An 18,513-nucleotide genomic window follows, 5' to 3' on the forward strand; every position below is an offset into this window, starting at 1 on the left:
GCGGGTCAGTCTGTGGCCTTGGCCTTCGCCGGCTGGATCGTCCGCAGCAACACCTGGGAAACGTCCAGAACCTCGACGCCCTGGCCTTCGCCGCTGGCCTGCTTCTCGGAGACGCCGTCGGAGATCATCGTCAGACAGAACGGGCAGCCGATGGCGATCACGTCCGGCTTAAGAGACAGAGCTTCCTCGGTGCGGTTCACGTTGACCCGCTGCCCGATCTTCTCCTCCATCCACATCCTGGCCCCGCCGGCGCCGCAGCAGAACGACCGCTCGGCGAACCGCGGCATTTCCTTGTACGTCGTACCCGGCAGGCCCTGTAGGACCTCGCGCGGCGGCGTGAAAACGCGGTTGTGCCGGCCGAGATAGCACGGGTCGTGGTACGTCAGCGTCGTCTCCAGAGGCGTGACCGGCGTCAGTTTCCCGTCGGACACCAACTGGGACAGCAGCTGCGTGTGGTGGACCACGTCGTAGTCGCCGCCGAGTTGCCCGTACTCGTTGCCGAGGGTGTTGAAGCAGTGCGCGCAGGTCGCCACGATCTTGCGTTTTTCCACCGGACGCTCGCCAAACGCCTCGTTCAGCGTCTCGACATTCTGCTGCCCGAGCATCTGGAAGATGAACTCGTTGCCCATTCGGCGGGCCGGGTCACCCGTACACGTCTCGCCGTTGCCCAGGATCGCGAACTCGACGCCAGCCGTGTGCAGCAGCTCGGCGACCGCGCGGGTGACCTTCTTCGCGCGGTCGTCCAGCGCGCCGGCGCACCCGACCCAGAACAGGTATTCCACCTCATCCGGGATGGTGCCTTCGACTCGACGCACCTCGAAGTCCAGACCCTTGGTCCAGTCTTCCCGTTCGTGCGGGTTCTGGCCCCACGGATTTCCCTTGTTTTCCAGGTTTTTCAGCATCACGCCGGCCTCGGACGGGAAGGCCGACTCGATCAGCACCTGATAGCGGCGCATGTCCACGATGTGGTCGACGTGCTCGATGTCGACCGGGCACTGCTCGACGCACGCGCCGCAGGTCGTACAACTCCAGAGCACGTCCGGGTCGATGACCCCGCCCTCTTCGACCTTGCCGACCAGCGACCGCTCAACCTCTTTGCGGACGTTTTCCGGCAGTGCGGCCAATTTCTCGTCGGACAGCTTCTCGTCACCGGTCGCGCTGACGCCGCCGCCGGCGAGCAGATAGGGCGCCTTGGCGAAAAGGTGGTCGCGCTGGTCGGTGATCAGCAGCTTCGGGGACAGCGGCTTGCCGGTGTTCCAGGCCGGGCACTGGCTCTGACAGCGGCCGCACTCGGTGCAGGTGGCGAAGTCGAGCATGCCCTTCCAGGTGGTGTGCTCGATCGCGCCGCGGCCGAAAAGGTCGTCTTCGCCCGGGTCCTCGAAGTCGATCGCCTTGCCGTTGGAATACATCGGCAGCAGCGCGCCCAGCGCCCGCGGCCGGCGCGAGAACAGGATGTTCGGCGGCGCCAGCGCGATGTGCATGTGCTTGGAATAGACCACAAAAACGCCGAAGCCGAGCACCACGCCGAGCTGCAGCAGCAGGCCTACGGTCTCCAGAACCTCGTTGACCGCCAGTCCGAGCGGGTGCAGCAGGGCACCCACCGCGTACGACGCGAAGGCCCCGCTCTTGTACGGGAAAACGCCGGTGTTGACCTGCGCGCCGCGCATCAGCAGCAGCGTCCAGACCACGTTGAAGATCATGAACAACACGAACCAGGCGGCGCCCGTGTGGGACTTGTAGAACCGCGAGGCGCGGCCCAGGTTTTTGGGCTGCTGCTGGAAACGGAGCAACGTGAAGGTGGCCAGCGCGAGCACGATCGCGACCGCGAAGAAGTCCTCAAGGAAGCCGACCACCGGCCAGGTGCCGATCAGCGGAATGGCGAAGTCCTTCTTGAAGAGCCCGCCATAGGCCTCGATGATCGTCAGCAACAGGACGATGAAACCCCAGAAAGTGACGAAGTGCGCGATGCCGGGGATCGACCATTTCAGCAGCTTGCGCTGGCCGAAGACCTCGGTGACCTGGGCACCGAGTCGGCGCGGCCAGTCGTTCGTACGCCCGACCGCCGGCTGGCCGGCGCGGAACAGACGAAACAGCCACCACAGTCGCTGGCCGGCGACGGCGGCCGCGACAACGGTCATGAGCAGGCCGAGGACGAGCCGGACAACCATCGCGTTCCCTCCACAGGTGTCTTGCCTGGAGCAGGACTGGCCGTCAGCGTACGACCGTGCCGGTTTCCCGGCATCACGCAGCCGACCCTTACGCTACCGACAAGTAACTTACCGGCTCGGCGGCCGCGTCGGTGGTGAGACATGCCACGTACGTGCCGGCGGAGATGCCCGATCGGCCGCCCTTGGTCTTGGCTGTCCAGGGGCCTGCGGCGTTCTCCGGAGGTAGGTTAGGTGGGGTTGAGTCATCAGTCAGGTAGGGAGTGCGAGCGTGGGAGCCGGCCAGCCTGTGCGGGTGCTCGGCATCGGCGGCTCGACCCGGCCCGACTCGACGTCTGAGCGCGCGCTGCGGATCGCTATGGCGGCCGCCGAGGAAGCCGGCCTGACCACCGAGTTCATCACCGGCCGAGCGCTCATACTGCCGATCTACGACACCGAGGTGAACGTACGGTCCGGTGAGGCCGCCGCCTTCGTGGCGGCCGTCCGCCGAGCCGACGCCTTGATCGTCGCTTCGCCGGGCTATCACGGCACGCTGTCCGGGCTGATGAAGAACGCACTCGACTACGTCGAGGACACCCGGCTCGACCCGCGGCCATATCTGGACGGCCTACCGGTCGGCTGCATCGCCGTCGCGCACGGCTGGCAGGCGACCGTGTCGACGCTGACCAGCGTTCGTACGGTCGTGCACGCCCTGCGCGGCTGGCCGAGCCCGTTGGGTGCCACCGTCAACGCGGCCGCCGGGGTTTTCGACAAGACTGGCGAACTGATCGACGACACTGTCCGCTTTCAGCTGGAAACCGTTGGCGTACAGGTCGCCGAATTCGCCCTCGCCCGGCGGCTGGCCGCACAGGCCCGCGGCGAGTCTTTCCGGGAACGCCCCGACCGCGCCTCCTGACCCGAATTCTGGTCAGAAATATTCCGGGCGCTGTCGGTGGTCCGCGAAATTGTCGTACCAGCCTGGAAGGCTCGACTTCGGGGCGACATTTCGTCGCGCGGGCGTTTTCCGGTACGGGTGATCAAGGACTTTCCCGCTATTACTTGGATTTTGTGCACCCCGAGCCCTTGATCACCCAGCCGGGGCCGTATGGTCAAAGGCAAACGGGCGGGCCACATCGTCGTAACGGCCGCAAAACCTCTGCTCATCCTGGACGGCCCGCGTGATCGAGGTGATGGCACGGCTGCATCGGCGTAGCAGCGCCAAAATCCTCGGTCATCGCCTGACAAATGTGGGTCTTTCAAGCCCACCTACCCACCCTCTGATCCAGGGTGGGGCGCTCATTCTGTCACGGAAATTGCCCTGGACAAAGGTTTTCCCGAGAGTGATTTTCGCGCTGACTATCGATACCGCGCGGCCATCGCGGCCGTGGTGGCGGCAAGCCGGGCGCGCAGTTCGGGTGGGTCGAGGACCTCGGCGTTTTCGCCCATCCGCAGGATCGCGCCGGCGAGGACGTCGTACGACTCGGTGGGGATGGTCATCTCGACCCACCCGTCGGCGTCCTCGGGCCCGGCCGACGCGATCGCCTCGGTCGCGGCGGCCGGGTCCAGGGCGATTCGGAGCAGCCGGTACGCGGATGTGCGGATCCGGCAGCGGGCCCGCAGGCGCAACATCGAGCGGGCGAAGTCGTCCATCGACGCGGCCCAGTGAGCGGCCAGGTCGAAGTCGCCCGGCCGCTCGAAGCGCTCCGGCCGTGGGTCGGCCGAGACGATCCGGCTGACCCGGTACGACCGGATGTCGGCGCCTTGGCGAGCGACCAAATACCACGTACCGGCCTTCATCACCAGGCCGAGCGGGTCGACCCGGCGGGCCACCACCTGGTCGGAGCGCTGGTACGACACGTCCAGCTGGTGGTCGCTCCACAGCGCGTCGGCGATCGCGGCCAGTGCGGGCGTGTCCTCCGGCTGTCGAAACCACCCGGGCGCGTCCAGATGGAACCGCTCGGCCACTCGGCGGGCCCGGCCGCGCAGCTCTGGTGGCAGCGCGGCCAGCATCTTCAGCTGAGCGGCCGCGAGGACCGTGCCGAGTCCCAGGTCAGCGGCCGGTCCGGGCAGGCCGGCCAGCAGCACCGCGTCGGCCTCGTCGGTGGTCAGGCCGGTCAGCCGGGTCCGGTAGCCGTCCACCAGCCGAGCGCCACCGGCCCGGCCTGGCTCGCTGTAGACGGGTACGCCGGCTGCTGACAGTGCTTCGAGGTCCCTATAGACCGTGCGTACGGAGACCTGGAGCTCACTCGCCAGCTCCGGAGCGGTCAGCTGGCCGCGGGTCTGCAACAGCAGCAACACCTGCACCAGTCGGCTCGCCCGCATCGGTCCAGCGTACGGATAAACCTTGACACTCGTTGACAAGGTTTGGCGATAGCGTCGTAGTCATGACGACCTGGAAAGAGTTCGCTCAAGCCGCTCCGCGCATCGCCGAGATCTTTCTCCGGCGACATGCCGCCACCGGCAACCTCTGCATGCTCGGCACCCTTCGTTCGGACGGGTTTCCGCGGATCAGCCCAGTCGAGCCACGGATCTTCGAAGGCCAGTTGGCGGTTGTCGGCATGCCGGACACCACCAAGTTCAACGACCTGGCCCGCGATCCACGGTTCTGCCTGCACACCGCCACCGTCGACACGCACGTCAAGGACGGCGACGCCAAGCTCTTCGGCACAGTCACCAACCTGCAGGACACCGAGCTGCACCAACGATTCGCGCAGCAGCTGTACGACGACACCGGTTTCGACCTGCGCGGCCGGGAGTTCGACCAGTTCTACGTGGCCGACATCACGGTCGGATCGGCGGTCGAGGTGGGCGACGGGCATCTGGACGTGACGATCTGGAAGCCCGGAGAGGCAGAGCGCGTGGTCCGTAAGCACTGACCCCTCAACCAGCGGGAATGCACTCCGGTAGGCTGGCGTTCGACTCAACGAGAAAGTTGCGGCGAGCGGGCTCAAGTCTGGTTTGACGATTGAGCGAGAGCGTGTGCAAACTTGAGTCCGAAGCGCTCAACTCGGGACAGCCTATGGAGGATGTAATGGCACGTGCGGTCGGTATCGACCTCGGTACGACGAACTCGGTCGTCTCTGTCCTGGAGGGCGGTGAGCCGACCGTAATCGCCAACGCCGAGGGCTCTCGGACCACACCGTCGATCGTCGCGTTCGCCAAGAACGGCGAGGTGCTCGTCGGTGAGGTCGCCAAGCGCCAGGCAGTGACCAACGTCGATCGCACAGTCCGGTCGGTCAAGCGCCACATGGGCACCGACTGGAAGATCGACATTGACGGCAAGAACTACACCCCGCAGGAGATTTCCGCGCGGGTGCTGCAGAAACTCAAGCGTGACGCCGAGTCTTATTTGGGCGAGCCGGTCACCGACGCGGTGATCACCGTCCCGGCGTATTTCGAGGACGCGCAGCGTCAGGCCACCAAGGAAGCCGGCGAGATCGCCGGCCTGAACGTGCTGCGGATCGTCAACGAGCCGACCGCGGCGGCCCTCGCGTACGGCTTGGACAAGGGTGAGAAAGAGCAGACCATCCTGGTCTTCGACCTCGGTGGCGGCACCTTCGACGTGTCCCTGCTGGAGATCGGCGACGGCGTCATCGAGGTGAAGGCCACCAACGGAGACAACCACCTCGGTGGCGATGACTGGGACCAGCGGGTCGTCGACCACCTGGTGAAGACGTTCAACGCGCAGAACGGCATCGACCTGTCCAAGGACAAGATGGCGATGCAGCGGCTCCGTGAGGGCGCCGAGAAGGCGAAGATCGAGCTGTCCGGTTCGCAGTCCTCGACCATCAACCTGCCGTACATCACGGCCGGCGCCGACGGTCCGCTGCACCTGGACACCACGATCAGCCGGGCCGAGTTCCAGCGGATGACCCAGGATCTGCTGGAGCGCTGCCGGAACCCGTTCCAGCAGGCCATCAAGGACGCTGGCATCCCGACCAGCGACATCGACCACGTCGTGCTCGTCGGCGGTTCCACCCGGATGCCCGCGGTCACCGAGCTGGTCAAGGACCTGACCGGTGGCAAGGAGCCGAACAAGGGCGTCAACCCCGACGAGGTCGTCGCGGTCGGCGCGGTCCTGCAGGCCGGTGTGCTGCGCGGCGAGGTCAAGGACGTGCTGCTGCTCGATGTCACCCCGCTGTCGCTGGGCATCGAGACCAAGGGCGGCCTGATGACCAAGCTGATCGAGCGCAACACCACGATCCCGACGAAGAAGTCCGAGGTCTTCACCACCGCTGACGACAACCAGCCCAGCGTGCAGATCCAGGTCTATCAGGGCGAGCGGGAAATGGCGGCGTACAACAAGAAGCTCGGCATGTTCGAGCTGACCGGGCTGCCGCCGGCACCGCGTGGAGTGCCGCAGATCGAGGTCACCTTCGACATTGACGCCAACGGCCTTGTGCACGTCAACGCCAAGGATCTGGGTACGGGCCGCGAGCAGTCGATGACGATCACCGGCGGCTCCGCGCTGCCCAAGGACGACATCGAGCGGATGATGCGGGACGCCGAGGCGCACGCCGAGGAGGACAAGAAGCGGCGCGATGACGCGGAAACCCGCAACCTCGCCGAGTCTTTGCAGTATCAGACCGAGAAGTTCCTGGCCGAGAACGGCGACAAGATCCCTGAGGACAAGAAGACCGAGATCGGCGAGGCGCTCGGCGACCTGCGGTCCGCGCTCGGTGGTTCGGACCTGGACGTTATCAAGGCCGCGCAGGAAAAACTGGCCAAGGCCAGCCAGGAGGCCGGGGCGGCGATGTATGCCAACACCCAGGCTTCGGCTGGCTCCGCGGACGCCGGCGCTGGTGACTCCAGCTCGCAGTCGGCGACCGGTCAGGGTGGCGGCACCGCGCAGTCCGCGGATGACGTGGTGGACGCCGAGATCGTGGATGAGGACGACAAGAAGTCATGACGCCACAGCAGGGGCGCGATCCCGACCAGGAGGAACCCCGCGTCGTGATCCGAGACCGCCGGCGGATCGATCCGGAAACGGGTCAACCCCGCCGGCCCTCGCCCGGCCCCCAGGCTGCGGCGGAGCCGGCGCCAGCCGAGGAATCACCGGCTGGCGGTGCGGTCGAGGACGTGGTGAGTTCGGCCGAGGTGGAGGCAGTGCAAAAGCAGTTGGATGAGCGTACGACCGACTTGCAGCGGGTGACCGCTGAGTATGCGAACTATCGCCGCCGGGTGGACCGGGACAAGTCGGTGGCCGCCGAGTTGGCGACCGCGGCGCTGATCACCGCGCTGTTGCCGGTGATCGACGACATTGACCGGGCCCGCGAGCACGGCGACCTGTCCGGCGCTTTCGCCGCTGTCGCGGAGAAACTCCAGGGCACCCTGGGCAAGGTCGGGCTCACCGCGTTTGGTGAGAAGGGTGATGCCTTTGATCCGAACCGGCACGAGGCGGTCATGCACGCGGAGCCGAGCGACGTTTCCGAGCCGACCTGCGTCAGGGTGTTCCAGCCGGGCTATTTGCTCGGTGAGCGGCTGATCCGGCCGGCGATGGTGGCGGTTTCGGACCCCGCTGGGCCGGCCGCCGCACCAACTGACCCGGTCGCCGGGCCACCGCCGGCCGAAGAGCCGGTTGCCGCGCCGACCGACAGCGAGTAGAGACGAAAACATGGAGAGGAGGGGCGCCCGGTGAGTGCGAGGGACTGGCTGGAAAAGGACTTCTACAAGGCGCTGGGCGTCTCGAAAAAAGCTAGCCAGGACGAGATCAAAAAGGCATACCGTACGCTCGCCCGCGACCTGCACCCGGACAAGAACCCCGGCAACGCCGAGGCCGAGCGCAAGTTCAAAGAGGTCTCCGAGGCGAATGGTGTGCTCTCCGATGTCGCCAAACGCAAGGAATACGACGAGGCGCGGTCGCTTTTCGGTGCCGGTGCTTTCCGCCGACAGGCCGGCGACACCGGTGCTGGCGGCGTGCCTTTCGACCTCTCTGACCTGTTGCGCGGTGCCGGCCAGAGTCCCGGTCCGAGCACCGGGCCGGCCGGTGGCCTCGGTGACCTCTTCGGTTCGGTTTTTGGTGGTGGGGGCCGGGCATCTGGCCCCAACCGGGGCGGTGACATCGAGGCCGAGGCCACGTTGAATTTCGACGAGGCCGCGCATGGCGTCACTTTGCCGCTGACGCTGAACTCCCCGGGCACCTGCGACACCTGCCACGGATCGGGCTCGAAACCGGGCACCGCGCCGCGGACGTGTCCGGTCTGTCACGGCAGTGGCCTGGTCAGTCGTGATCAGGGCTCGTTCAGTTTTTCTGAGCCATGCCGCGAATGTCAGGGCGCCGGCACGGTGGTGGACGAGAAATGCCCCTCCTGCCGGGGAACCGGTGGCGTCACCAAGACGCGGACTCTGAACGTACGCATCCCGCCGGGTGTCACCGATGGGCAGCGGATCCGGATCCGCGGCAAGGGCATGCCCGGCCGCCGCGGCGGTCCTCCTGGCGACCTTTTCGTCATCGCACACGTCCGCAAGCACGAGCTTTTTGGGCGTAACGGTGACGATCTGACGCTGCGCGTGCCGGTCACCTTTCCGGAGGCAGCGGTCGGCACCTCCATCCGGGTGCCGACCCTGGATGGCGCGGTCACCGTCAAGGTGCCCGCCGGCACCCCCAGCGGCCGGACCTTGCGGGTGCGTGGCCGTGGAGTTTCCAAGCCCAAAGGCGGCATTGGCGACCTGCTGATCACGATCGACGTGGTCGTACCGAAAAACCTCTCCGAGGACGCGCAGACCGCGCTGAAGGCGTATGCCGAGCTGGTCGACGAGAACCCACGCGCCGACCTGGAGCGAGAGGTGGGTCGCCATGGTTGATGATGTCATCGGCGTACCGGAAGACGCCAAGGTCTTCGTGATCTCGGTGGCCGCCCAGTTGTCCGGTATGCACCCGCAGACCCTCCGCCAGTACGACCGACTTGGGCTCGTGCAGCCCGGCCGGACGGCTGGCGGAGGCCGCCGCTACAGCACCCGCGATGTGGCGCTGTTGCGGTCGATTTCGCGGCTGTCACAGGAAGACGGCGTCAACCTCGCCGGCATCAAGCGGATCATCGACCTGGAGAACCAGGTCGTCGCACTGCAGGAACGAGTGCATGAGCTTGTCGCCGACCTGGAAGCCGCGCACCGCCACGTCGCCGAGGTCCAGGCCGCGGTGCACGCGTCGTACCGTCGCGACCTCGTCCCGATGAGCCAGAACGCGCTGGTCGTCTGGAAACCGAAGAAACGCGGCCGGTGAAGGTGACCACTGCCAGCGTTTTCGTTTGCCACACGTATGCTGGAACCATGACCAGCAGGGAAAAATTGTTGAACCTTGTCCAGGGACTGAACGACGCGCAGGTGGATGAGCTGCTGATCGTGGCCACCAACCGATTCCCCATCCCGAATGCGCACGGCGTGGTCGCCGACACCGGTCGTCACGATGCCTCGTGGCGTGCTGAGGAGCTCTTCCAGGACGGTTCTCGCTAACCGCCTTCCGCAAAGTAAAAGTCCGGCTGCTCAGCGGGTCGGGCGGTGTGGTCTCGGCGGGTAGCGTGGGTGGGGTGCGGGTGTTGGTGGGCGCGCGATGGCCGCGGGGGTTGAGGCGTACGTTTTGTCGCGGGTGTGGACCGCGTGTTGGTAGAGCTCTTCGAGGTTTGCGTGGGTCTGTAGTCCCTCGAGTTGTTCTGGTTGTGCCGGTGCTGTGGGGAATGTCATGTAGTCGTCGGCTTGCCGGTCGGTGAGCGGCCCGGTGAATGCGTTCAGTGGCTGGGATTTCTGTCCCGCGGCCGCTTCGGCGGCGGTGAGCGGTGCGTGGGTGAATCCGGCGTACGTGATGTCGTCACGGGTCGTGTGGCCGTTGCCCAGCGCGGCCGGTCGTTCGTTTTCGAACCAGGTCTGCCGCTCGTACGGCGCCGTATTGATCACCGCCACCGGTCCACCGGCCTCCCGCGCATACTGCGCCGAAAGCCCCTCCTTCCACACCAACGCCGCGAATTTCTTCAAGTCGGCCCGGCCATGAGCGCCGCGAATTCGCTCGGCCAACTCTGGTCGCGATGCTGCCATGGAGTCCAGATAGGGCTGCAGCGGCTTGGTCAACTTGGTGTCCCATAAATTCAGCCGGTCGATAGTTGCCGCGTCGCCAAGGCGCTCCAACGTTGTTGCCGGGTATTCCTGGGCCTGCAGATGATCGACAGCCCGTTCTGCGATCGCTCGTGAGGGAACCAGGCGTTCTGTGCTACCTGGCTGCTGCGGGTCGCATACGAAACCACCGTAGAAAAATCGCATTCCCGTTGCGGCGAATGGTAGCCAGCTGCCGTCATCGGTACGGTAGGAAGCCAAGTCGAAACCTGGCTGCCCTTCTTGGACGGTGGCCACGCAGTGCGCCAGGTATCCCAGCAGCTCCGGCACATTCCGTACGTGAATGCCTCGAGCCTGCAGCTCCGCGATTGCCTGTGCCAGTCTTTGTGGGACTGGTGGCTCGACCGTTTGTTGATTTTCAACTGCTAGAACTTCATCGCGGAGCTGCTGAAGGCTGGGGATTGTCGCTCTTGGTCTTGCGGGGTCAGCCACGGCGATCACCAGGTCGCACATCCAAGCCGATCGAAAAATATGCGTCTTCGTCAGCGAACAGCGGGCCGTACTGGCCGGCGACGAGCCTGATGATCCCGTTCGTTCGCTGCCAACCTGCTATGGCACCGGGAAAATCCACATCCAGAGGTTGCTCGGTTTCGTTACCTGACACGGCGACAGGACCAATTTCTGGCGCACCCAGCAGTGCCGCGATTCGGTGGGCGTACTCATTCGTCGCGGCGATCGCCAGCGAGCGGGCTGCGTCAACTGCGTCCGTCGTCACGCCTGCCGCTTCAATCCGCAGGGACCACAGCGGGTCGGGCCGCTTCACGCTGACGACGGTCGCCTCGGCATCGACGCAGCCACCACAAGGGAGTTGGAATTCAACGGACGTGGTTCCGTTTGGCATTTCGGAGTTGGGTAGGTGGGGAGTCCAGCCGGTGGCCGTACGGACGCGTTCGGCGTAGTCGCGGCCGAGGAATGACGAATTGACCGGGTGCCAGAAAACCGACCAGTCGTCGATCGCGGCCAAGTCTCGTACGACGGCGTCCAAAAGGTCGAAGTCCTTGATCACCGGTGTCGGCACGCTCATCTCGTCTCCCCGTCAGTCACTCTGCGTCCATCATGCCCGTAGTCCACGGTGCGAAACAGGTCTTTGGCCCCACTCACGAGTACAACGGAATAGCCCCGCCACTATCAGGGGTTCGCGAGGTTGTGTTGGTGGGCGTAGCGGGTGGCTTCGGTGCGGTTGCGGGCGCCGATCTTGGCAAAGGCGTTGTTGATGTGCGTTTTCACCGTGGTTTGACTGATAAAAAGCGTGCTGGCGATGTCGGCGTTGCTGAGGCCTTGGCCGATCAAGCCGAGGACCTGCGCCTCCCGTTCGGTGAGACCGTCCGGAGGCGTACGGCGGGGCGGCGGTGTGTCCGTACGGGTCAAGGCGGCCACGAGGCGGCGGGAGACGGCTGGGTCGAAGGTGGACTGGCCGGCGGCGGCGGAGTGCAGGGCGGCGGCGATTTCCACTCGGCCGGCGTCTTTTGTGAGATAGCCGCGGGCGCCGGCCTGCAGGGCGGATGCGATGGAGGTGTCGTCGTCGTACGTGGTGAGGATGAGGACGGCGGTCTCCGGGTGCCGGGCGGTGATGTGGCGGGTAGCTGCCACACCGTCGAGTACGGGCATACGCAGGTCCATAAGGACGACGTCGGCGGTGGTTTCGGCCAACAGGTCGAGGGCCGCCTGGCCGTCGCCCGCGTCGCCGACCACGTGTACGTCGTCGAGCAGTCCGAGGAGCGCGACCAAACCGTCGCGCATGATCTGTTGATCGTCCACCACCAAGACGCGGATCACGTTGCTGGCACTTCCGCGACGACCAGCCATGAGCCGTCGTCGCGGCCGGCGGACAGGGTGCCGCCGACCAGCGCGACTCGCTCTCGCATGCCGGCCAGTCCAAAGCCGTTGACCGTGGTTGGCGGCGGCACGGCAGCGGCGATATTTCGTACGCTCAAACGAATACTCTCCTCGGTGTAGTCCAGGGCCATCGACACCGGCGAACCGGGAGCGTGCTTGGCCGCGTTGGTCAGGGCCTCTCGGGCCGTACGCAGCAGTGACACCTCAGCGGCCGGGGACAGTGCCCGGTGCGGGCCGGTGACCTGGAAGGTCGCCTCGACATCATGGTCGCGCTGGTACGCGTCGGTCAGCTCGGTGAGCGCGTCGCGCAGCGGCGGGATGTCGGCGCGGAGGGCGGCCACCGCGGCCCGAGCCTCGGCGAGGCCTTCAACGGCGAGTCGGCGGGATCGGCGTACGCGGGCCAGGGCGCCCTCGACATCGCGCTTCTCGCTCAGCAGCCCTTCGGCGACATCGAGCTGCACGCTGAGCGCGCCGAGCGAGTGCGCCAGCACGTCATGCATCTCGCGAGCGATCCGGGCCCGCTCGTCCAACGCCGCCGCCCGGGCCTGCTCGCGTTGCGCGAGCCTGGTCTGTTCCAGCAGCTCACGGGTCTGTTCGGCGCGCAGCCGGTAGCGCCGGCGGGCCAGCCCGAAAGCGGTCAGGATCAACAGCACCACGAAGTCGCTGACGATCTCGACCGGGCCGCGGTGGTACGTGAGCAGGCTGGCGCAGCCAATCGCGGCCATCAGCACTGCGACCGCGATGACCAGTGCGACCCGGACCCGCAGGTGGGCGGCGAAGACCGCGAAAGGGATGAAGACCGCGAGGGATGCGGTGCTGTCCGGGCTCGGGCCGAGCAGGACGGTCGGCAGCGCCGCCGACAGGGCCAGCGCGACCACTGACTGCCAGCCCAGTCGCCCATCCAGGAGTGCGGCGAACACCCAGGCCAGAAACCCGACGATCAGCACCGTCCAGCCGACCACGGCAGGCTCGCCGGGGCGGGCCAGGATCAGGTTGGCGATCAGCAGCGCGGTGCCGAGCAACCGGATGGCCCAACCGGTTTCCGGGTCGGAGCTGGAGAGCAGCTGGTCCAGCCGTACGACGAAACCCCTGGTCACCCGAACCCCGTTACTTGACGAACTTCTTGTAGATGATGGCCAGCACGAACAGCAACACGATGATGCCGACGAAAATACCGGCTCCGACGACAACGCGCTCAAGCAGCAGCTCCATCAGGATGTTCATGACCGGTCACCGTTCTTCTGGTTGACCGGCAGCTGCTTCTCGATGAGCGCCGAGACCCCGCCGCGATTTTTCAGCTGCTGCCGTACGAACGGCTCGGCCAGCTCGCGAGTGCGATGCCAGAGCCCGAGCTTCTTCAGGATCACCATCGCGACGAATACCAGGATGATGAGGCCGACCGCGATCGCGCCGAGATAGATCATCCGGTAAAGCATGAAGTCCAGCAGTGCTGCCATTTGTCCCACCTGCTTTTTCGTTGGCTTGTTTGACAAACCAGACGTTAGGCGGCGAGGTGGGTGGATAAGGACCTCCCGCTGGTGGAGATCAGGGTGGAGATGGCAGGTGGAGACCGCTCACCCGCAGTGAGGTCCTTCCTCCGGCAAGAGGAGCGGCTACGAAGGGTTAGCCCTTGCTGAGCATGACCACTACGCCGATGACGATGGCGGCGGCGTAGGCGAGGAAGCAGAGGGCCGCGAGGGCCAGCCAGGCGATGCCACCGCTGGCCGGCTCGGTGGACTCGGTCTTGCCGTCCGTACGAGCGCGCAGCGGCGCTTTGCTGACAGCCACGATTCCGAGCGCGTACAAGGTCACGATGAGGACGCCGGCGATCAGCGCGGTGACGATGACCTGGGCAAGGGCGCTGACGTTGATCAGACTGTTCATGTTCAGGCTCCTACCCCGGTGGCGACGGCGACCGGCTGCGGCGGGTTCACCGAGTCGTTCACGTTGTTGGCGCTGACCGAGTTCCGCCGGGACAGCAGGTAGATGCCGAAGCCGAACGCGGCGACCACCACGGCCATGATCCAGATGCCGGGTGCGCCCAGCAGGCTCGCGCCCTGGCCAACCAGCGCCCCGACGATCGCGGCGGCCGGCAGGGTGAGCAGCCAGGCCACCGCCATCTTGCCGGCGACGCCCCAGTGCACCCGGGCGAGCCGCTTGCCGACCCCGGCGCCGATGATCCCGCCGGAGCAGACATGCGTGGTGGACAGCGGGAAACCGGCGTGTGAGGAAGCCAGGATGACGACCGCGGAGGCGGTCTCGGCGGCGAAGCCCTGCGGGCTCTCGATCTCGGTGAGGCCCTTGCCCAGCGTACGGATGACTCGCCAGCCGCCGATGTACGTGCCGGCCGCGATGGACAGGCCGGCGGCGAGGATGACCCAGACCGGCGGCGCCGAGTTGGCTGGTAGCAGGCCCGCGGTGATCATCGCGAGGGTGATCACGCCCATCGTCTTCTGCGCGTCGTTTGTGCCGTGTGCCAACGAAACCAGCGAGGCGGACGCGATCTGGCCGATCCGGAACCCGGTCTTGACCGTGGACTGGCGCTGTTTGTCGGTGAGTTTGTACGCCACGTACGTCGCGATCCCGGCCACCAAACCGGCCAGCAGTGGGGAAATCACCGCCGGAACCAGCACTTTGGAGATGATGCCGGCGAATTTCACCGCGTTCGGTCCGACCGCCACCAGGGTCGCGCCCACCACGCCGCCGATCAGCGCGTGCGAGGAGGAGGACGGCAGCCCGAGATACCAGGTGACGAGGTTCCAGGCGATGGCACCGACCAGGCCGGCGAAGACGACCTGCGGGGTGACGACTTTCGCGTCCACCACGCCCGAGGCGATGGTCGCCGCCACCGAGATGGACAGGAACGCGCCCACCAGATTGAGGACCGCGGAGACCAGCACCGCGATCCGGGGTTTCAGGGCGCCGGTGGCGATCGAGGTCGCCATCGCGTTCGCCGTGTCATGGAATCCGTTGGTGAAGTCGAACGCCAGCGCGGTGACGACGACAACGATGATCAGCCCTGTAGTCACCCCCTTATGGAGCGGCAGCGAGGGACTCCGGAGCAACCGCCGACAGCAGAGTTCACCTGGAGGTCGCCAACAGGTCACATATGTTCCGACATTCCGGACTGGGCACGGGCGTCGACACCGAGTCATACGATGACGCCGGGGAGCAGGCAGACCGGAGTGGCATTTTGGGACCTGACGAGGTGTCGGTGGTACGGCTGGAGGTGCTCGGTCCGCTCCGGGCATTCCGGCGGGCCGCGGCCGCCGAGGTGGAGATCCCCCTCGGCGGGCCCAAACCGCGGGCCGTGTTGGCGTTGCTGGCGCTCGCGGCCGGCCGCCCGGTGTCCCGCGACGCCCTTGTCGAGTTCATCTGGTCCGAAGCGCCGCCACCGAGCGCGGTGGCCGCCTTGCAGAACTATGTCGCCGCACTCCGGCAGGCGCTGGAACCAGACCGGTCAAGCCCGGTGAAGCACCGCCTGATCAGGTCATCTTCCGGTGGCTACCTGCTGGACACGGCGGCGGTCGAGGTGGATCTGGAGCGCTTTCGCCAGCTGGTGAACGCGGCCCGGATGGCGGACCGCAGCGATCAGGCGGCCGGGTTGCTGCGCGCGGCGATTGGCCTTCGACGCGGTCGTACGCTCGACGACCTCGGCGGTCTGCAGGGCATGCAACCAGCGGTGACAGCCGTCGAGCAGGAATATCTCGGGGCCGCGTTGGACTGCGCCGATGCCCAGTTGCGCGCTGGCCAGCAGGGCGACCTACAGACGTGGCTGCCGCCGCTGGCCGGCACCGAACCGCTCAACGAACCGTTGCAGGCCCGGGTTGTCCGGCTCTACCAGGCGCTCGGCCAGCGGGCGAACGCGTTGACGACGTACGAGCGGACTCGGCGAGGCCTGCGTGCGGAGCTGGGCGTCAGCCCTGGTCCGGAGCTTCGCGAAGCGCATCTGGCGGTGCTCCGGGAGGACGAGCCGGAGCTGGAGCCCGGACCCGAGCCACTGCGCCGCAGCTGGATCGGCCGTGGTCCGGAGCCGCAGCCGCTGATCGGCCGCGACCAGCTGCTCGCCGACCTGGCTCGCTCGACCGCCGACCACCGGGTGGTGACGCTGGTCGGCCCGGGCGGCGCCGGCAAGACCGCGCTCGCGCTGGCCGCCGCCGAGCTGGTCGCGCCGGATCACGCGTACGGCGTGGTGGTGATCGAATGCGGCCGGCTGCCGGCCGAGACTGCGGCCCCGGACGGCCCGAACCTGGTCGCCGAGGCGCTGCGGTCCGCGTTGGACGCCCCGATCGGCCGCGAATCACCGCTGGCCGCCACCGCTCAAATACTGCAGGGGCAGCAGCGGCTCATCGTCTTCGACAACGCCGAACACGTACGACGTAGCTGCGCCCGCCTGGTCGACCATCTCAGCCGGTCATGCCCGCGCGTACGCCATCTGGTCACGTCCCGGCATCAGCTGGGCCTGCCGGCCGAGACTGTCTGGGAGGTCGAGCCGCTGCCGGTGCCCGCCGCGGAGACCTGGCAGTCCGACCAGATCGCCGCCAGCCCGGCGGTCCAGCTCTTCACCCGGTTGGCCCGGCAGATCCGACCCCGGCTGGACGTGGCCAGCCAGCTGACCGCGGTGGCCGGCATCTGCCGGGACCTCGGTGGCCTTCCGCTGGCTATCGAGTTGGCAACGGCTCGGCTCCGCGCGATGTCCATAAGTGACCTCGCAGACCGGCTGACGGCCAATCAGGCCGTACTCACCGCCACCGCCGACCACCGGTTGCCTCACCAACACACGCTGCAGAGCACTTTCGAGTGGAGCGAACAGCTCCTGCCGCCGGCCGAACGCCTGTTGCTGGCCCGGCTGGCGGTTTTCCCGGCCACCTTCGACCTTGCCGCGGCGGAACAGGTGTGTGGGCATGACCCGCTCCCGGTCGCTGACATCGCGCCGCTGGTCACCAGCCTGGTTGACCACTCGATGATGCAGACCGTCGACAGCGGCACCGAGCTGCATTACCGACTGCTCCCACCGATCCGCGAATTCGCCACCCACCGGGCCGATCCGGCCGAGTCCCAAGCCGCCAGACGCGGCCATCTGCGCTGGTGCGGCGCCCTTTTGCAAGCGGTCGAGGACGCCCCGCGAGACGAGCCGGCGGCGGTCGCGGCGGCCGCCGCGCACCTCGACGACATCCACACCGCCCTGGTGTGGGCGCTTGACTCGGACGATCCAGCACTGTGGGCCGCGAGTGCCGAGATGCTGGCCGCTGGGCGACCGGTTTTCGAGCAACCAAGGGTAAATCTCGATATCGTACGAAGGCTCACCCAGCGTGCTCTCGCGCGCGGCGACGACCTGCCGGTGCCGTTGCGTGCCCATCTCTCGCACTGGGCCGGGCGGCTCGCATATCTGCATGGCCGCCCGCGGGAGGTATCGACGCACCTCACCACGGCGTTGACGCTGATCGACGAGGATGATCCGGCCGAGGCCGGTCGCCGGGTGGACATCGGGATCGGTCTGGTCGCGTCCAGCGAGATGCTGGCCGATCCAGCTGCGGTCGAGCAGGCCGGCGGGTTGGTACGAGCGGCCGAAGCGACCGCGGATCCCGTCACCCTGGTGATCACCCTGACGGACATGGCCAACATCTCTGGCGAGTGGGGCCATTATGGGAAGGCCGGAGAGCTGTTGGGCCGCGCCACCGCGATCGCGGACCTGATCGAGGAAAATGCCGCGATCCGATATCGGATCGGCTATCGGGGGGCAAGTGTGGCGCTCTGGAGTGGGCATCCCGACGAAGCGCTCCGGCAGGCCGAGGCACTGCTCGCGGCCCGGGCGCCGTTGCGGCTGAACTGGCTGATCGAGACGTTGGCGTACTGCGGTTGGGCGTACGCGCGGCTGGGCCAGTTCGAGCGTGGCCGGCAGCGCCTGACCGAGAGCCTGGAGCTCAGCGGCGCCAACCACCGGACGAAACTGCGAGGGGTGGGCCTGCTCGCGTACGCCGACCTGGAACGGCTGGACCACCATCCCCACACCGCCCGCCGGCACCTTCGGGACTGCCTCACCGCTTGCCTGTCGGTATCGGATCTGCGGACGACTACCCGTGCGGTCTGGCTCGCCGCGTTGCTGTGCGAGCCGCCAGAGGCCGACCGGCTGCGTGAGCTGTCGGTCCGCGCCCGTGAACTCACCAAGCTTCCCAGTTGGCCGTTGGACGACAAGACATTCGTTGCCTGGTCAGAGAAATTTTCCTCGAAGAAGTGCGACGAGCAGGTCGGCGAAGACCGCCAAAGCCTGCTCGTCGCGGCGGCCGAAACCGCACTCGTCTGCCTGAGATCCGGACTGGCACCGGCCAGCTTTCTCAGACCTGCCTGACAAACGATCACCAGCACGAGGGGTGGCGACGGATCCGCGGGTCGAAGGTAGCCTCAGTTGGACGGGCACCGGACGACGAGC

17 protein-coding genes are annotated in these 18,513 nt (G+C 66.8%); 8 read left to right on the forward strand and 9 right to left on the reverse strand.

Annotated features, from left to right (window positions below):
- Positions 1 to 5 precede the first annotated feature (5 nt).
- Positions 6 to 2,168 carry a (Fe-S)-binding protein gene (locus ABD301_RS15305; RefSeq protein ID WP_344310877.1) on the reverse strand — a complete coding sequence of 721 codons (2,163 nt, stop codon included), beginning with the start codon at positions 2,166 to 2,168 and terminating at the stop codon, positions 6 to 8.
- 268 nt (positions 2,169 to 2,436) lie between these two features.
- Between ABD301_RS15305 and ABD301_RS15310 the strand changes: the two genes are divergently transcribed.
- Positions 2,437 to 3,060, forward strand: a complete 624-nt coding sequence (locus ABD301_RS15310) for an NADPH-dependent FMN reductase (RefSeq protein WP_163567768.1) — start codon at positions 2,437 to 2,439, stop codon at positions 3,058 to 3,060.
- 440 nt (positions 3,061 to 3,500) lie between these two features.
- On the opposite strand, the gene ABD301_RS15315 is transcribed toward ABD301_RS15310, so the two are convergent.
- Positions 3,501 to 4,466 carry a helix-turn-helix transcriptional regulator gene (locus ABD301_RS15315; protein WP_344310880.1) on the reverse strand — a complete coding sequence of 322 codons (966 nt, stop codon included), beginning with the start codon at positions 4,464 to 4,466 and terminating at the stop codon, positions 3,501 to 3,503.
- Between the two features lie 62 nt (positions 4,467 to 4,528).
- Between ABD301_RS15315 and ABD301_RS15320 the strand changes: the two genes are divergently transcribed.
- The 6 genes from ABD301_RS15320 to ABD301_RS15345 all read left to right on the forward strand — a co-directional run bounded on the left by ABD301_RS15320 (position 4,529) and on the right by ABD301_RS15345 (position 9,596).
- The gene (locus ABD301_RS15320) at positions 4,529 to 5,020 is read left to right on the forward strand and encodes a pyridoxamine 5'-phosphate oxidase family protein (protein WP_344310882.1); all 492 of its coding nucleotides are present in this window, start codon (positions 4,529 to 4,531) and stop codon (positions 5,018 to 5,020) included.
- Between the two features lie 155 nt (positions 5,021 to 5,175).
- Positions 5,176 to 7,053, forward strand: coding sequence for a molecular chaperone DnaK (gene dnaK, locus ABD301_RS15325; RefSeq protein ID WP_344310884.1), 1,878 nt, complete (start codon positions 5,176 to 5,178; stop codon positions 7,051 to 7,053).
- Positions 7,050 to 7,748, forward strand: coding sequence for a nucleotide exchange factor GrpE (gene grpE / locus ABD301_RS15330; protein ID WP_344310886.1), 699 nt, complete (start codon positions 7,050 to 7,052; stop codon positions 7,746 to 7,748). Before dnaK ends, grpE begins: the two co-directional genes overlap by 4 nt.
- Positions 7,749 to 7,778: 30 nt before the next feature.
- Complete coding sequence (gene dnaJ, locus ABD301_RS15335) at positions 7,779 to 8,948, forward strand: molecular chaperone DnaJ (RefSeq protein ID WP_163567765.1); 1,170 nt, start codon at positions 7,779 to 7,781, stop codon at positions 8,946 to 8,948.
- Positions 8,941 to 9,366 (forward strand): heat shock protein transcriptional repressor HspR, encoded by a 426-nt coding sequence (locus ABD301_RS15340; RefSeq protein WP_163567764.1) that lies wholly within the window; start codon positions 8,941 to 8,943, stop codon positions 9,364 to 9,366. The genes dnaJ and ABD301_RS15340 overlap by 8 nt, the downstream gene beginning before the upstream one ends.
- Before the next feature lie 47 nt (positions 9,367 to 9,413).
- Positions 9,414 to 9,596: a hypothetical protein gene (locus ABD301_RS15345; protein ID WP_279579860.1), complete on the forward strand. Its 183-nt coding sequence runs from the start codon at positions 9,414 to 9,416 to the stop codon at positions 9,594 to 9,596.
- Between the two features lie 30 nt (positions 9,597 to 9,626).
- Here ABD301_RS15345 and ABD301_RS15350 read toward each other — a convergent pair whose 3' ends face one another.
- The 7 genes from ABD301_RS15350 to ABD301_RS15380 form a co-directional block, all read right to left on the reverse strand.
- Entirely contained in the window at positions 9,627 to 10,700 is a 1,074-nt protein-coding gene (locus ABD301_RS15350) for a hypothetical protein (RefSeq protein ID WP_344310890.1), read from the reverse strand.
- Positions 10,672 to 11,211 carry a hypothetical protein gene (locus tag ABD301_RS15355; RefSeq protein WP_163567762.1) on the reverse strand — a complete coding sequence of 180 codons (540 nt, stop codon included), beginning with the start codon at positions 11,209 to 11,211 and terminating at the stop codon, positions 10,672 to 10,674. Before ABD301_RS15355 ends, ABD301_RS15350 begins: the two co-directional genes overlap by 29 nt.
- A gap of 164 nt (positions 11,212 to 11,375) precedes the next feature.
- Positions 11,376 to 12,023 (reverse strand): response regulator transcription factor, encoded by a 648-nt coding sequence (locus ABD301_RS15360; protein ID WP_344310892.1) that lies wholly within the window; start codon positions 12,021 to 12,023, stop codon positions 11,376 to 11,378.
- Entirely contained in the window at positions 12,020 to 13,180 is a 1,161-nt protein-coding gene (locus ABD301_RS15365) for a sensor histidine kinase (protein WP_344310894.1), read from the reverse strand. Before ABD301_RS15365 ends, ABD301_RS15360 begins: the two co-directional genes overlap by 4 nt.
- 123 nt (positions 13,181 to 13,303) lie before the next feature.
- Complete coding sequence (locus ABD301_RS15370; RefSeq protein WP_163567761.1) at positions 13,304 to 13,540, reverse strand: hypothetical protein; 237 nt, start codon at positions 13,538 to 13,540, stop codon at positions 13,304 to 13,306.
- A gap of 166 nt (positions 13,541 to 13,706) precedes the next feature.
- A complete protein-coding gene (locus ABD301_RS15375) occupies positions 13,707 to 13,967 on the reverse strand; it encodes a hypothetical protein (protein WP_344310896.1) in 261 nt (86 codons plus the stop codon).
- Between the two features lie 2 nt (positions 13,968 to 13,969).
- Positions 13,970 to 15,112 (reverse strand): inorganic phosphate transporter, encoded by a 1,143-nt coding sequence (locus ABD301_RS15380; RefSeq protein WP_279579858.1) that lies wholly within the window; start codon positions 15,110 to 15,112, stop codon positions 13,970 to 13,972.
- Between the two features lie 164 nt (positions 15,113 to 15,276).
- Here ABD301_RS15380 and ABD301_RS15385 point away from each other — a divergent pair, with 164 nt between their 5' ends.
- The gene (locus tag ABD301_RS15385; RefSeq protein WP_344310898.1) at positions 15,277 to 18,432 is read left to right on the forward strand and encodes an AfsR/SARP family transcriptional regulator; all 3,156 of its coding nucleotides are present in this window, start codon (positions 15,277 to 15,279) and stop codon (positions 18,430 to 18,432) included.
- The last annotated feature ends 81 nt before the right edge of the window (positions 18,433 to 18,513 follow it).

Origin of the sequence: Fodinicola feengrottensis, from assembly GCF_039530045.1 — a bacterium.
GTDB classification, from domain to species: Bacteria; Actinomycetota; Actinomycetes; order Mycobacteriales; family HKI-0501; genus Fodinicola; species Fodinicola feengrottensis.